General features: G+C 70.5%; 17 protein-coding genes and 1 riboswitch. Of the genes, 5 read left to right on the forward strand and 12 right to left on the reverse strand.

Annotated elements, in window-relative coordinates:
- Positions 1 to 47: 47 nt before the first annotated feature.
- Positions 48 to 941: a Gfo/Idh/MocA family protein gene (locus JHE00_RS10890; protein WP_200317522.1), complete on the reverse strand. Its 894-nt coding sequence runs from the start codon at positions 939 to 941 to the stop codon at positions 48 to 50.
- Between the two features lie 60 nt (positions 942 to 1,001).
- Between JHE00_RS10890 and JHE00_RS10895 the strand changes: the two genes are divergently transcribed.
- The gene (locus JHE00_RS10895; RefSeq protein ID WP_200317524.1) at positions 1,002 to 1,313 is read left to right on the forward strand and encodes a hypothetical protein; all 312 of its coding nucleotides are present in this window, start codon (positions 1,002 to 1,004) and stop codon (positions 1,311 to 1,313) included.
- A gap of 16 nt (positions 1,314 to 1,329) precedes the next feature.
- Here JHE00_RS10895 and JHE00_RS10900 read toward each other — a convergent pair whose 3' ends face one another.
- Both JHE00_RS10900 and JHE00_RS10905 read right to left on the reverse strand, forming a co-directional pair.
- A complete protein-coding gene (locus JHE00_RS10900) occupies positions 1,330 to 2,190 on the reverse strand; it encodes a 3-hydroxybutyryl-CoA dehydrogenase (RefSeq protein ID WP_200317526.1) in 861 nt (286 codons plus the stop codon).
- A gap of 102 nt (positions 2,191 to 2,292) precedes the next feature.
- On the reverse strand, positions 2,293 to 2,484 hold the full coding sequence (locus tag JHE00_RS10905) for a DUF3073 domain-containing protein (protein WP_200317529.1): 192 nt from the start codon (positions 2,482 to 2,484) through the stop codon (positions 2,293 to 2,295).
- Between the two features lie 207 nt (positions 2,485 to 2,691).
- On the opposite strand from JHE00_RS10905, the gene JHE00_RS10910 reads away from it, so the two are divergent.
- Positions 2,692 to 3,597 carry a DUF8083 family protein gene (locus JHE00_RS10910; protein WP_200317531.1) on the forward strand — a complete coding sequence of 302 codons (906 nt, stop codon included), beginning with the start codon at positions 2,692 to 2,694 and terminating at the stop codon, positions 3,595 to 3,597.
- Here JHE00_RS10910 and JHE00_RS10915 read toward each other — a convergent pair.
- From JHE00_RS10915 to ygfZ, 3 genes are read right to left on the reverse strand one after another with little or no spacing between them, the layout of a single operon-like run.
- Entirely contained in the window at positions 3,590 to 4,579 is a 990-nt protein-coding gene (locus JHE00_RS10915; protein WP_200317533.1) for an asparaginase, read from the reverse strand. The two genes, JHE00_RS10910 and JHE00_RS10915, sit on opposite strands and share 8 nt — an antisense overlap.
- A complete protein-coding gene (locus JHE00_RS10920; RefSeq protein WP_200317535.1) occupies positions 4,572 to 5,147 on the reverse strand; it encodes an RsiG family protein in 576 nt (191 codons plus the stop codon). The genes JHE00_RS10915 and JHE00_RS10920 overlap by 8 nt, the downstream gene beginning before the upstream one ends.
- A 53-nt stretch (positions 5,148 to 5,200) precedes the next feature.
- Positions 5,201 to 6,322, reverse strand: a complete 1,122-nt coding sequence (ygfZ, locus tag JHE00_RS10925; RefSeq protein WP_200317537.1) for a CAF17-like 4Fe-4S cluster assembly/insertion protein YgfZ — start codon at positions 6,320 to 6,322, stop codon at positions 5,201 to 5,203.
- Between the two features lie 31 nt (positions 6,323 to 6,353).
- On the opposite strand from ygfZ, the gene JHE00_RS10930 reads away from it, so the two are divergent.
- Positions 6,354 to 7,202, forward strand: a complete 849-nt coding sequence (locus tag JHE00_RS10930; RefSeq protein WP_200317539.1) for an aminodeoxychorismate lyase — start codon at positions 6,354 to 6,356, stop codon at positions 7,200 to 7,202.
- A 65-nt stretch (positions 7,203 to 7,267) separates the two neighbouring features.
- Here JHE00_RS10930 and JHE00_RS10935 read toward each other — a convergent pair whose 3' ends face one another.
- The 6 genes from JHE00_RS10935 to JHE00_RS10960 form a co-directional block, all read right to left on the reverse strand.
- Positions 7,268 to 7,882 (reverse strand): heme-binding beta-barrel domain-containing protein, encoded by a 615-nt coding sequence (locus JHE00_RS10935; RefSeq protein WP_200317541.1) that lies wholly within the window; start codon positions 7,880 to 7,882, stop codon positions 7,268 to 7,270.
- A 324-nt stretch (positions 7,883 to 8,206) separates the two neighbouring features.
- Positions 8,207 to 8,512 carry a DUF1416 domain-containing protein gene (locus JHE00_RS10940; RefSeq protein WP_200317543.1) on the reverse strand — a complete coding sequence of 102 codons (306 nt, stop codon included), beginning with the start codon at positions 8,510 to 8,512 and terminating at the stop codon, positions 8,207 to 8,209.
- Positions 8,513 to 9,349: a sulfurtransferase gene (locus JHE00_RS10945; protein ID WP_200317544.1), complete on the reverse strand. Its 837-nt coding sequence runs from the start codon at positions 9,347 to 9,349 to the stop codon at positions 8,513 to 8,515.
- Positions 9,350 to 9,395: 46 nt separating this feature from the next.
- Positions 9,396 to 9,833: a DUF4395 domain-containing protein gene (locus tag JHE00_RS10950; protein WP_200317545.1), complete on the reverse strand. Its 438-nt coding sequence runs from the start codon at positions 9,831 to 9,833 to the stop codon at positions 9,396 to 9,398.
- A 153-nt stretch (positions 9,834 to 9,986) separates the two neighbouring features.
- Positions 9,987 to 10,436, reverse strand: a complete 450-nt coding sequence (locus JHE00_RS10955; protein WP_200317546.1) for a TlpA family protein disulfide reductase — start codon at positions 10,434 to 10,436, stop codon at positions 9,987 to 9,989.
- A gap of 29 nt (positions 10,437 to 10,465) precedes the next feature.
- Positions 10,466 to 11,353 (reverse strand): LmeA family phospholipid-binding protein, encoded by an 888-nt coding sequence (locus tag JHE00_RS10960; protein ID WP_200317547.1) that lies wholly within the window; start codon positions 11,351 to 11,353, stop codon positions 10,466 to 10,468.
- 182 nt (positions 11,354 to 11,535) lie between these two features.
- Between JHE00_RS10960 and JHE00_RS10965 the strand changes: the two genes are divergently transcribed.
- Positions 11,536 to 12,285: a winged helix-turn-helix transcriptional regulator gene (locus tag JHE00_RS10965; RefSeq protein WP_200317548.1), complete on the forward strand. Its 750-nt coding sequence runs from the start codon at positions 11,536 to 11,538 to the stop codon at positions 12,283 to 12,285.
- Positions 12,286 to 12,312: 27 nt separating this feature from the next.
- Positions 12,313 to 13,221: a mycothiol synthase gene (mshD, locus tag JHE00_RS10970; protein ID WP_200317549.1), complete on the forward strand. Its 909-nt coding sequence runs from the start codon at positions 12,313 to 12,315 to the stop codon at positions 13,219 to 13,221.
- Positions 13,221 to 13,406: riboswitch (cobalamin riboswitch) on the forward strand. It overlaps the preceding gene by 1 nt.
- The last annotated feature ends 33 nt before the right edge of the window (positions 13,407 to 13,439 follow it).

Here is a 13,439-nt window from a genome sequence, read left to right on the forward strand (position 1 = left end):
CGCGGTGAAGGGCACCTTTACTGCGTTGAACGCGGTAAAGGTGCCCTTCACCGCAGTCGGGCCGCCTCGAGGCACATCGCCAGGATTCGTTGTAGGTGCAGGCCGCGGGTGGCGTCGCAGTCGTGGGTGCGGACGCCGCTGGCGATCATGGCGGCGAAGTCGTCGAGCAGTGCGGTGAACGACTCGGTCTCCAGGCCGGGCTTGCGGCTCAGCGAACGGAACCCCGAGTCGCCGTACACCGCGAACTCGGTGACGGTCGGGCGCATGGGCAGCCGCGTCGTCAGTGCGACCGTGCTCGTCGCGCCGCTCTCGTGCTCCAGCAGCACGTGCCACAGGTCGCCGGCGTCGCGGTGGGCGGCGAGCACCGCCGTGATCTCGCCGAGCGCGGCGTCGAGCAGGTCGAACGTGTGCGGGCCGATGTCGCTGAGCGAGCCCTCGGCCTGCCGCCACGGCGAGTTGCCGTACTTCTCACCGAGCAATGCGCCGGAGAGCCACCGGGCGTTGCCGCCCTTCCAGCCGCCTGCCTCGCCGAGCCCGGCCAGCCACTCGCGCGTCTGCAGCGTGTAGCGCATGGTGAGCATCAGCAACGCCACCACGTCCGCCTCGGCCACCGCGTCGGCGACCCGGCGGGCCGAGTCGACGTCGTGGGCGAGTGGCTTCTCCAGGATCAGGTGCTTGCCCGCTTTCGCCGCGAGCACGGCGTACTCCGCCTGCACCGACGGCGGCACGGCGAACGCCACGGCGTCCACCTGGTCGAGCAGTTCCTCGAACGACGTCGCCGCCTGGGTGCAGTGCTCCTCCGCGAGCGCGGAGGCGACCTCGGGGCGCCGCGTCCACACGGCGGTCAGTGACGTGCCGGGGTGCTCCGCGAGACCCGGGGCGTGCACGGTCCGCGCCCACGGCCCCGCGCCGACCAGGCCCACTCGCAGCTGTGCGTCCACCCCCGCACCCTATGCGCCGTTTCCGCGTGCGCACCGGCCGTGCCCGCTAGGGTCCTCGTCATGGGATTTCTCGGCAGGTTGTTCGGAAACAAGGCGAGTGCTCAACCGGCCGGGCCCGCGGGGGTCACCCGAGCCGGTGCGGAGGTGATCCGTGTCGAGGACACCCACGTGATCAGCGGCGTCGGGGTGACCGTCACCGGCCCGCTGACGCTCCCGGTGCACGTGGGCGAGAACCTGGATGTCTCCCAGGACGGCAAGCAGCGATCGCTGCGAGTCACCGGCATCCTGGTCGATCAGCAGCAGGTGGACTCGGCGGTTCCGGGCACCAAGGTCGCCATGATGCTGTCGTCCCCGCAGCTGGGGACGATCTGATCGCGGGCCGCCGACCTCAGCTGTAGTCGTAGAAGCCGCGGCCGGACTTCTTGCCGAGCAGCCCGGCGTCGACCATGCGCAGCAGCAGCGGCGGCGCCGCGTGCAGTGGCTCCTTGAACTCCGCGTACATCGAGTCCGCGATGGCCTTGACGGTGTCGAGGCCGATCAGGTCGGCGAGGCGCAGCGGACCCATCGGGTGCGCGGTGCCCTTCTCCATGCCGTTGTCGATGTCCTCGGCGGAGGCGAAGCCCGCCTCGAACATCCGGATCGCCGACAGCAGGTAGGGCACCAGCAACGCGTTGACGATGAAGCCCGCACGGTCCTGCGCGCGGATCACGGTCTTGCCCAGCGCCGACGAGACGTGCGCGTCGGCCCGCTCGACGGTGTCGGCACCGGTGAGCAGCGACGGCACCAGCTCGACGAGCGGCAGTACCGGCACCGGGTTGAAGAAGTGAATGCCGATCACCTGCTGGGGCCGCTCGGTGGCCCTGCCCAGCGTCGTGATCGGGATGGAAGACGTGTTGGAGGCAAGGATCGCGTCCTCGCGCTCGACGACCTTGTCCAGCGAGCGGAACACCTCGACCTTGGCCTGCTCCTGCTCGAGCACGGCCTCCACGACGAGGTCGCGATCGGCGAGGGCGTCGAGGTCGGTGGTGAACGTGATCCGCGCGAGGGCGGCCTCGGCGTCGGAGTCGGAGAGTTTGCCGCTGCGCACACCGCGCTGCAACGACTTCTCGATGCGAGCCCTGCCCGCGTCGAGCGCAGGCTGGCTCACCTCGTTGACCGCGACCTCGATGCCCGCTCGCGCGTGCACCTCCGCGATCCCGGAGCCCATCAGGCCCGCTCCGATCACTCCGACGCGTTGTATGTCAGGCACCGTTGCTCCTCACGTCACGTCTGATGGCAGCACAAGGTCAGCACGCGGAACGCGAGGGTGGGCACCGGTGTCACCGGCTCCCACCCTCGCGTTCCGCGTGCTTCAACGACGGTAGTCGTCGTACCCGTCGTACGGGTCCTCGTACTGCTCCTCGTCCTCACCGCGGCTAATTTCCTCGTCAGAGGAATCGCCCGACAGCTCGCGCTGCAAAGCATCGAAATCCGTGGTGGGAACGCTGTACTTGAGCTCCCGGGCCACCTTCGTCTGCTTGGCCTTAGCTCGGCCGCGCCCCATGGCTCGACCCCCTTGCACAGGGGCGGGGCGGCCGGGGGAATCGGCGGCCCCGCGTCGTCTCGACAACTATTTCTTGGACACACCGTACCGTGTCGATGGGCTGTGATGCGACGTGGCACGGTGTGCGAACGGTGACAGTATCCGGTCCGGCTCGCGAAGGGGTGAGCCGGTGCTCACGGGCGGGTGCGGGCGTGCCAGGATTTCGGGGTGCTCCGTCCGTTCGTGGCCTATCTCCGGGTGTACGAACCGCTGTCCGCTTTCGGTGAACCGCCCGACGAGCAGCTGCTTCGTGCTGCGGAGGCCGCCAAGCTGACGCGGGCGAGCGCCGGCGAGCGCGAACATCTCTTGTGGCTGAAGTCACAGATTTCAGTGCCTCCTCGGCTGCTGCCTGCCGAATTGCCGAGCGGCGAGGCGGCTCCCAGCGCCAAGACCGACGTGCTCGTGCTCGACCCCTCCGAGGTGCCGACGGCGGGAAGTGCCGTGGTGGGTCCCGGCCCCCTCGTCTGCCCGTTGGAGCTACGAGTGCGCTCGGCCGCGGCGCTCGTGGGCTTTCTCGGAGAGGCCACGCCCGCGCTGCGCGCCGCGGTGCTCGACGCCGCGGACGCCACGGAGGAGACGCTGCGCACGCGGGCCAACTCGGCGCTGCGCGACCTGCACACCGGAACCATGCACATGCTGTCCACGACGTGGACCGTGCCGCTGCCGTGGTTCTCGCTCATCGAGCCCGACGAGCGCAGGCTCGTGCTCGGCGACGGCATGCACGACCCCCGGCGCGAGCTGTCCTGGCGCACCGCGATGACCGACGCGCTGCGCCGTGTGGCCGAGGCCGAGGAGCTGGTGCAGGAGACGCTCGGCGACTCGGGGCCGACGCAGATCCTCGCCGAGACGGGCCGCTGGCTGTCGAACTTCCACCCCGCCTCGGCCGTCGAGCTGGACTACGGCGGGCTGGTGCAGCTCATCGAGGACCCGATCCTGGAGTCCGACACCTCCGCCGAGGAGGTGCACTCGATCCTGGAGGCCCTGCGGGGCGGCGCGGTCGAGGAGATCGCCGAGCTGTTCCAGACGCTGCGGGACTACTGGGGCGACCTCGCCGCGAGGGAGCGGTTCAACTAGCGAGCGCCGCGAGGCACTCGCCGGTGACCCGCAGCTCGCCGACCTCGCGACCGCCGCCGAGCACCACGCCCGCGCCGCGGCCGAGGCCCTCCACCACCGAGAGCGCGGCGGGGTTGTCCGGCAGCGCCCCGAGCGCGCGCAGCGCGGCGACCAGCACCGGTGCCCTGCCGCGCGTGGCGCCGTCGGCGAGCTTGAGCGCCACCGCCGTGCCGTCGGGCAGCGCCATCGCGTGCACACCCTCTGCGCCGACCTTGCTCAGCAGGCCCGGCACCGCACGCATCAGCAGCGTGTCGTCCCTGCCCGTGCCCGCGACCAGCCACGGGTCGGCCCGCATCGCGTCGGCCACCCGCCGAGCGGGGCCGTCCTGGGCGGTGACCAGCCGGGAGAACGACCTGGCCAGACCGGTGAGAGAGAACGCGAACAGCGGTGCTCCACAGCCGTCGACGGCCGTGGCCGCGATGGGTTCGCCCGTGAGCTTCTCGACCGTGTCGGCGATCGTCAGCTGCAACTCGTGGCCCGGATCGTGGTAGCCCCGCGTGGGCCAGCCGCGCCGCACGCAGGCCGCCAGCATCGCGGCGTGCTTGCCCGAGCAGTTCATCGCCGCTCGCCGCTCGCCCGGCCACGTGCGGATCGCCTCGGCCCTGGCCGGCTCGTACATCGGGTAGACGGCAGGACAGTGCAGGTCGGACTCGCCCAAGCCGGCCGAGGCGAGCAGCGCGAGTGCCCGCTCGACGTGGCCGGGCTCGCCGTTGTGGGAGGCGCACGCCAGCGCCAGATCCGCCGAGCCGACGTCGAGGCCGGACTCCAGCAGGCCCACCGCCTGCAGCGGCTTGCAGCTCGACCTCGGGAAGAAGGGGCGCTCGACGTCGCCGAACGCGGTGCGCACCGAACCGTCGGGACGCACGACCACGACGGCGCCGTGGTGCACGCTCTCGACGAACCCCGAGCGGACCAGCTCCACCAGTGGCGGGGCGTCAGTCATCCTCGGGCACGTCCTTGCCTCGCTCGCTCGCCAGCAGCTCGTCCACCGAGGCCGTGCCCGAGGCGTAGCGCCGGGCGATCTCGGCGTTGAAGCCGTCGACCACGTTCTGCACCTCGCGCCGCCGCTGCGAGACCGACTCCTCCTGCTCGCGGAAGCTGTCGAGGGTCTGGGTCAGCTGCTCCTCCGACAGTGCCGACACGTCGGAGAGATCCGCGTTGCCGACCAGCGCCTCCGCGCGCCTGCGGTACTCGCCCGCGCGGGAGGGCTCGAGCGACTGGTGGCGGCCCGAACCGGTGGCCGGCCCGAGCGCGTTGTCGGCGAGGATCGTGGCCAGCTGGTCGACGATGCTGGCCGAGCCGCCGGACGTGCGGCGCTGCTGCTCGGCCTTCACGATGTCGATCCTGGCGTGCAGGAGCCGGCGCAGGTAGGAGAGGTCGGTCTCCTCCTGCGCGGCCTCGTCACGCCGTTCGCGCAGCGTGTCCATCGGCAGCGTGTCCACGTCGAGGACGTAGCCGGGGGCCAGTACACGGTCGATGCGACGTCGCCCGCCGGGCCGGACTTCGATCACGGGGCCATCCTGCTCTAGATCGGTCGGGCACACCAGGGATGCGCGTGATCATCTCATCCCCGGAACTGTTGTACCGCCTCCCGCCCCGGGGCCGCACCCTCCCCTGGCACGGAGTCCGGGTCGATCGCGGCCTGCACCCTGTTGTCCTCCGCGCCGACGAGCAGCTCCGCATCGGCCGGGGTCGAGCGCTTGACCAGCGCGAGCGCGATCGGTCCGAGTTCGTGGTGCTGGGCGACACTGCCGATCCGGCCGACCGTGCGCTCGCCCAGGACCACCGGGTCACCCGTTTCGGGATAGATCTCCGGCGAGCCGTCGAGGTGCAGCAGCACCATGTTGCGCGGCGGCCTGCCGACGTTGTGCACCTTCGAGACGGTCTCCTGGCCGCGGTAGCAGCCCTTCGCGACGTGGGCGGCCGAGCCGATCCAGTTCAGCTCGTGCGGGATGGCGCGCTCGTCGGTGTCGACGCCCGTGCGGGCCCGCAGCGACTCGACGCGCAGGGCGTCGAATGCCCAGCTGCCCGCGGGCCGGGCGCCCGCGTCGGTGAGCCGGGACCACCACGTCGCCAGCTCGGCGCGAGGCACCAGCAGGTCGACGGCGTGCCTGCCCGGCCACGGCATACGGCGGGCGAGACCGCCGCCGGGCAGCGGCGTGATTGCGTAGGGTTGCGGGCCGACCTCGACGTCGAGGACCTTGTCGATGTCCGGTCCCAGCAACGTGAGCACCGCGAAGTCCTCGGTCGCGTCGCGGATGTCCACCTTGGACCAGAACTTCATCGCCTCGAGATAGGCGAGCAGGCTCTGCTTGCCGCCCTTGGGCAGCGCGCTCGTCGCCTGCGAATCGGGATCGGTGTCGAGGTACACGACGTCCTCGGTGTAGCCGAGCACCATGTGCGCGTCGACGCGGCCGTGGCTGTCCAGCACCAGTGCCTCGGTGCCGGTGTCGGTGGGCAGTGCCGAGACGTGCTGCGAGATCACGAGGTGCAGCCACGACAGGCGTTCCTCGCCGGACACCGTGATGACGTGCCGGTGGGAGCGGTCGACGACGGCGACACCGCGCACGGCGGTGCGTTGCTCGGCGAACGGATCCCCCCAGTGCCAGGCCACCCCGGCCTCGGGGTGTCCTTCGGGTGCCGCGACCGCGCCGGGCCGGGAGAGCAGCGGTGACTGGTAGGCCATACGACCGATCGTAGGTGAGTACCGTGAGCACATGCGCGTGCTCGCTTTCCTCGACGGCACACTTGCCGACCCAGACCAGGCCCACCTCCGCGTCGACGACCTCAGCGTGCTCCGCGGTGACGGCGTTTTCGAGACGATCCTCGTCACCGACGGCAGGCCCCGTGAGCTCGGCCCGCACCTCGACCGGCTCGCGCGGTCGGCGGCGATGCTGGACCTGCCCGAGCCCGACCGGGCGGCGTGGGAACGCGTCGTCCAGCTCGTGATCGACAACTGGTCCGGCGGTTCGGAGATCGCCCTCAAGCTCGTCTACACGCGAGGCGTCGAGGGTGACCCGAACGCCACGCCGACGGCGTTCGCGCTGGGCATGGAGATCGACGAGAAGGTCAAGCGGGCGCGGGCCGAGGGCATCGCCGCGGTCACGCTGGAGCGTGGCATCGGCACCGACCTGATGGAGCGCGCGCCGTGGCTGTTGCTCGGCGCGAAGTCCCTGTCGTACGCGGTGAACATGGCCGCGGTGCGCGAGGCGGCGCGGCGTGGAGCGTCCGACGTGATCTTCACGGCGACCGACGGCTCGGTGCTCGAGGGCCCGACGTCGGCCGTGATCCTCGTCCGCGGGCGCACGCTCTACACGCCGCCGCCGACCATCGGCATCCTGCCGGGTACTACGCAGGGTGACGTGTTCCGCGCGGCCGAACGGGCCGGCTGGCAGACGGTGGTGGAGTCGTTCCCCGCGAGCGAGCTCACCTCGGCCGACGCGGTCTTCCTCGCGTCGTCGGTGCGCAAGGTGACGCGGGTGCACACGCTCGACGGGCAGCCGCTGGCCGACTCGACGGAGCTGCACGCGGAGCTGGCGAAGGTCTACGACTCGCAGTACGACTGAGCCCCGGACACGACGAAGGCCACCTCCCGTGAGTGGGAGGTGGCCTTCGTCGTGGAAGCGGGGACTCAGCCGACCACGCGACGCAGCAGCGCGGAGGCGTGCGGCGTCATCGGCTGGCCGACCATCGCGCGCTCCTCGACGTAGCCGAGGTCGCCGCCCGCGACGATGCCGTACAGGCGCTGCGCGGCGGTGACCTCCTTGGCCGTGGAGGTGCGCACCACCGCGTCGGTGGCGAGCTGCCAGGCCGACTGGTTCTTGGGGGTGCCGTAGAAGAGTTCGAGGATCCCGCTGGAGTGCGCGAGCAGGAGCTCGATGGTGTCGTCCTCCTGGGGACGCCACCAGCCGGTCTCGCGCGCCGCGGGGCGGATCACGTTGCCGTCGTCGTCGAGCAGCCACGACCGGGCTTCGTGGAAGAGGAACGGGCGCCCGTCGTGGGCGATGGTGAGCTGCTGGGCGAACCGGCGCGGACCGTCGATCGTGGGGTAGTTGACCTCCCCCTCGCCGCGCCACACGCCGACGAGCGGCAGCAGCGCCAGGCACGCGTCGTTGAGGTTCTCACCCTCGCGCAGGTTCGCCGTGTCACCGGGGATCGGCAGGTCGTCGAACTGCGGGATGTTCCTGCCCGCGGTCTGTTCGGCGCGCTCGGCCGCGACCCGGATGGCTTCGTCGCCGCTGGACATACCGCTGGACATCAGGCGTCGCGGCGGTCCGAGTACAGCCGGTAGACGACGTAACCACCGAACCAGGTGGTGGCGACGATGGCCAGTACGAGCAGCGTCGTAAAGATAATCTCCACGAGCGGAAGGATAACCCGCCGCACTGGCTCAGCAGCAGCGCGGGAGCCCAGATGCGGTGAAGGGCACCTTTACCGCATTCAATGCAGTAAAGGTGCCCTTCACCGCAGCTCCGCAGGTCTCGGGTGGGGCGGGTCGGCGCAGCGAGGCCGCCTTCCCCTCGTCAGGGAAGGCGGCCTCCGCGTTGGTGGTGCTGTGGTGGTGGACGCCTCAGGAGACGGCGATGGCGACCTGGTGCACGCCCGGGCCGCCCGCGGTCACGGCGGCCTCGCCGTTGCCCGTGCGGTGCAGCGCGCGCACGGTCCAGTCGCCCGCAGCCGCGTAGAAGCGGAAGTCGCCCTGCGGTGAGGCCTGGACCTCGCCCGCGAACTCGCCGTCGGCGTTGAGCAGCCGCACGTACGCGCCGCCGAGCGGGCCGTCGCTGCTGGTCACCGTTCCGGCGACCACGACCTGGCCGTTGGTGTCCTCGTCAGCCGCCGTGGCGGTCTGCTGCGGCGCGCCGCATCCGTCCGACATCTACTTCGCTCCCGTCTCGATGGGCACGCCGACCAGCGAGCCGTACTCAGTCCACGAACCGTCGTAGTTCTTCACGTCGTCGAGGCCGATCAGCTCGTGCAGCGCGAACCACGTGTGGCTCGACCGCTCGCCGATGCGGCAGTACGCGATGGTCGACTTCGACGTGTCGAGGCCGGCCTCCCGGTACAGCTCGGTGAGCTCCTCGGCCGACTTGAAGGTGCCGTCCTCGTTGGCCGCCTTCGACCACGGCACGTTCACCGCGCTCGGGATGTGGCCGCCACGCTGGGCCGCTTCCTGCGGCAGGTGCGCGGGCGCCAGCAGCTTGCCCGAGAACTCGTCGGGCGAGCGCACGTCGACGAGGTTCTTGGTGTTGATGGCGTCGACGACCTCGTCGCGGAACGCGCGGAGCTGGAGGTCCTGCTCCTTGGCCTTGTAGCTGGTGCGCTCACGCTTGGTGTCGTCTGTGGTCAGCTCGCGGCCGTCGAGCTCCCACTTCTTGCGGCCACCGTCGAGGAGCTTGACGTTGTCGTGGCCGTAGAGCTTGAAGTACCAGTACGCGTACGCGGCGAACCAGTTGTTGTTGCCGCCGTAGAGGACCACGAGGTCGTCGTTGCCGATGCCCTTGTCCGACAGCAGGGCCTCGAAGCCGGCCTTGTCGACGAAGTCGCGCCGGACCTGGTCCTGCAGCTCGGTCTTCCAGTCGATCCTCACGGCGCCGCGGATGTGCCCGCCGTCGTAGGCGGTGGTGTCCTCGTCGACCTCGGCGAACACCACGCCGGAAGTGTTCAGGTTCTCCTCTGCCCACTGGGTAGTGACCAGGACGTCTTCACGGCTCATGGAGCGGCACTCACTTTCTTGTACTCGTGGTTGGCGAAGGGATTTCTCAGGACGTGTGTTCGGTGCGCGGGGTGAACCGGCGCGCGAGCAGGTACACCTCGCAGCCGAGACAGAAGTTGAACGCCGCGTTGAGGAACGCGGCGAACAGGGCGAACGCCGTTGCGACGACGCCGAGCGCGGTCACCCCGCCCGCGTAGCCGAGGGTGCCCACCAGCGCGAACACGAACCCCACCGTCTGGGCGAAGCGCAGCGGAGCGGCGTCCTCTCGCTCGCTCGTCGGCGCGAGTCGCGGCGCCACCAGCGCGCGGTACAGCACCGAGTAGGGCGCGGGCCGTAGCCCGATGAAGGCGCCGATGGCGAACACCACGGTCTGCGCGGCGAGCAGCGGCCACCAGCCGGTGACCAGCACCACGGCCAGCACGACCGTCGTGACGGCCGCGGCGAAGCGGGGGCCACGAGGGTCTACTGCGGGGCCTGCTGCCATGTCACCTCCTGTGTGCGGCTGGAACGTCGAACCGGGGCGAACCGCTCGACGAACACAGGCTGCTACGCACGCGGCACAGATCAACTGCGCGGCGCTGCGTGAGGAGGTGGGTAGGCAGCCTGTCCACGGCGCTCACAGTACCTACCCTCCCTGTCAGTGGGAACCGCGTTCAACCTCTGGGACGAGGTGCGGGCCGAGCGCGGCGAGCAGGTCAGGGCCCTTCGGTACCCCGCCGACCCGCAATATTTCACGGCCCTCGGAGGTGTAGGCCACGGTCGTCGGCGTGCGCAGCACCCCGAGCTCCTGCGCGACGTGCGGGCGGTCGGTGACGTCGAGGTCCACATGGTGCAGACCCTCGGTGCGTTCCGCCAGATGGGACAGCAGGGCGCGCGTCTGCCTGCACGGGGCGCAGAACGTGGTGGAGATCTGCACCAGCGTCACGGCGGAGCCGGGCGCGAGGGCCGCCGTGACCGGCTCGGGCAGCTCGGCGCTCTCGCCCGCGGGCTCGGCGGTGGTGCGGATGCGGCCGTTGCGGCGGTGGAGCAGCGCGCCGACCAGCAGGCCGGCCACGAGCGTGCCCACCACCACCCACAACCCCGTCACCGGCTCGTCTCCCTGGTCCCGCGCGGGGGCTACCGCCCCGACTGTCCCGTCACTCCGGCGAACGCCACGTCCTTCGCCTCGCCACTGATCGTGAGCGAGCCCGGCTCCACCTTGACCGCCGTCGGCGTGACGGTGAAGGGCAGATCGCCGGTGTTGATGTCCGCCTCGAAGTTCGGCAGCAGCCTCTGCTGCACCTCAGGCGGAACGACGGTGGTCTCCTGGTCATTCCCGAACTGCAGGCGGTGCGGGGTGATGCGGATCGAGGTGCCGTCGAGCTCGATCATGGCGAAGGCGAAGATCTCGATCTCCTGGCCTGCGATGTCGACCTTGCCGGACAGGCGCACGCCGGCCGTGGAGTCCTGGTCGTCCTCCCGCTGCGACTCGGCGGCGCTATCGCCGGTGTCGTCGCCGGCCTGGGAGTCGTCGTTGCCCTCGCCGTTGCGGACATAGGCCTCGGTGGACGGCTCGATGCTCAGGTCCTTGATGTTGTCCAGCGGCGAGACCTTGCCGATGTCGCTGGCCTTCAGCGTGATCTGGCCCTCGAGGTCGCCGATGGTGATGTTGTCGGTGTTGCCGGAGGTCAGGTCCGACAGCGGCGCCGTGACCTCGCGCAGTTCGGCCCTGATCCCGACGTCGTTGAGCATGTCGCCCACCGGCACGCCGTCCGCGGAGACCGTGATGTGGTCGTACTCGCCGCCGAGCGCCTGCGTGGTGAACGGAAAGCCGTGAATCGTTACGTTCGGGTCCTCGGTGAGCCCCAGCTGCTCGCGCGCCTTCTGCGACACCGTGTGCTCCGCGAATGCCGCGGCGCCGAAGTCGGCGGCGACCAGCAGGCCGACCAGCACGACGAGCACCACGATGATCTTGCGGGCCCTGCGGCCTCCGCGCTTGCGAGGCGGGTGGGATTGCTGGGTCACAGCACTCACATTCGGTTCCGTTCTGTTACAGCAGCATTTCGCGGTCGTTTCCGGGTCGCTTCAAGCCCGCGACCTCGTGTGATGCCGACTTCACGAGTAGGGACACCACAGATTTCACCGGTTATTCTCAACTAAGACCGGCCCGGGCCGTGCCCGAGGCGATCAATTTTGAGGCGGTGGCGATGAGCCTGGACTTACTGGTACTCACTGCGGAATCCGATGCCACCTCAGTGCTGCCCGCTCTCGATCTGCTCCCGCACACCGTACGCGTTCGCGCACCCGAGGTCACCGCGCTGCTCGACGCCGGACACCGTGACGTGATCCTGCTCGACGCGCGCAGCGACCTCGCGTCCGCGAAGAGCCTCTGCAGGCTCCTCAAGGGCGCCGGTGACGAGGACGCCACGACCCCGGTGATCGCCGTGGTCGGCGAAGGTGGCCTGGTGGCGGTGAGTGCCGAGTGGCGCACCGATGACATTCTCCTGCCGACGGCGGGTCCCGCCGAGGTGGACGCCCGGCTGCGGCTGGCCACCACCAGGGACGGCGCGACGAGCCATGTCGACGCCGAACTGCGGGTCGGTGACCTCGTCATCGACGAGGCCACCTACACGGCGCGGCTGCGGCGGCGCACCCTCGAGCTCACCTACAAGGAGTTCGAGCTGCTCAAGTACCTCGCGCAGCACGCGGGCCGGGTGTTCACCCGCGCCCAGCTGTTGCAGGAGGTCTGGGGCTACGACTTCTTCGGCGGCACCCGCACGGTCGACGTGCACGTCAGGCGGCTGCGCGCGAAGCTCGGCCCCGAGCACGAGCAGATGATCGGCACCGTGCGCAACGTCGGCTACAAGTTCGAACGGCCTTCCAAGCCGGGCTCTGTAAAGGGCGCGGTGCCGGTGGTGCCGGAGTCCTTCGAGGTGACGGAGTTCTCCAACCGCTGACCCGACCGCCGCGGTTAGTCTCGACTCATGCTCGAGACAGCGTGGGTGAACGACCTCGACGACGCGCGTACCGACTCGGTGCGCGCGTTGTTGCTTGCGGCACGCGCCGCCGACGGCAGGCCGGAGATCGAGCGGGACGGGCCGCTGCCGGGTGAGTTCGCCGGCGGCAGGTTCCTGCTCGGCCACGACGGCGGCGAGCTGGTGGGCGTGGCGCACCTCGACACCGGGGGCGACTCGTTCGGCAGGCAGGTCGCCGAGCTGATCGTCCACCCCGAGCACCGCGGCAAGGGCCACGGCGCGGCGCTGGCGCGCGAGCTCGCGGCGCAGGTGCCCGACCAGCTCCGCGTGTGGGCGCACGGCGATCACCCCGCGGCCGCGCGGCTGGCCACGCGACTCGGCTTCGAGCGCGTCCGCGAGCTGCTCGTGATGCACGTGCGGGTCGCCGACGCCGACTGGCCGGAGCCGACCCCCGCCGAGGGGCTCACGCTGCGCACGTTCCGCCCCGGCCACGACGAGCAGGCGGTGATCGACGTCAACGCCCGCGCCTTCGACTGGCACCCCGAGCAGGGCGCGCTGACCGTCGACGACCTGCGCCGCACCGAGTCCGAGAGCTGGTTCGACCCCGAGGGCTTCTTCCTCGCCGAGAACGCCGACGGCACTGTCGTCGGCTTCCACTGGACCAAGGTGCACCCGGCCAACCCCGAGCGCTTCGGCGGCGAAGAAGTGGGCGAGGTCTACGTCGTCGGCGTCGACCCCGGCGCGCAGGGCGGTGGGCTCGGCAGGGCGCTGACGCTCGCGGGCCTTCGTCACCTCGCACAACGCGGGCTGGGTCAGGTGATCCTGTACGTCGAGGGCGACAACGCGCCCGCCGTCGCGGTGTATCAGCGCCTCGGTTTCGTGCGTCACGAAACGGACGTCCAGTACGCCCGTCCGTGATACGTTGCCGCCGCCAGTCGTACTCACGAACGACGTGAGTCAGGAAATCCGGTGAGAGTCCGGAACTGACGCGCAGCGGTGAGGGTGACGGGCGGGACACGATGCCACTGGAGCGACGCTTCCGGGAAGGCGTTTCCGTCCGGACGATCCCGAGTCCGAAGACCTGCTGGCACCCCGGCGTGAGCCGGGAGTCGCTGTCCGGTTCGGGCTCCGCGCAT

Origin of the sequence: Prauserella cavernicola, from assembly GCF_016595675.1 — a bacterium.
GTDB lineage: Bacteria > Actinomycetota > Actinomycetes > Mycobacteriales > Pseudonocardiaceae > Prauserella_A > Prauserella_A cavernicola.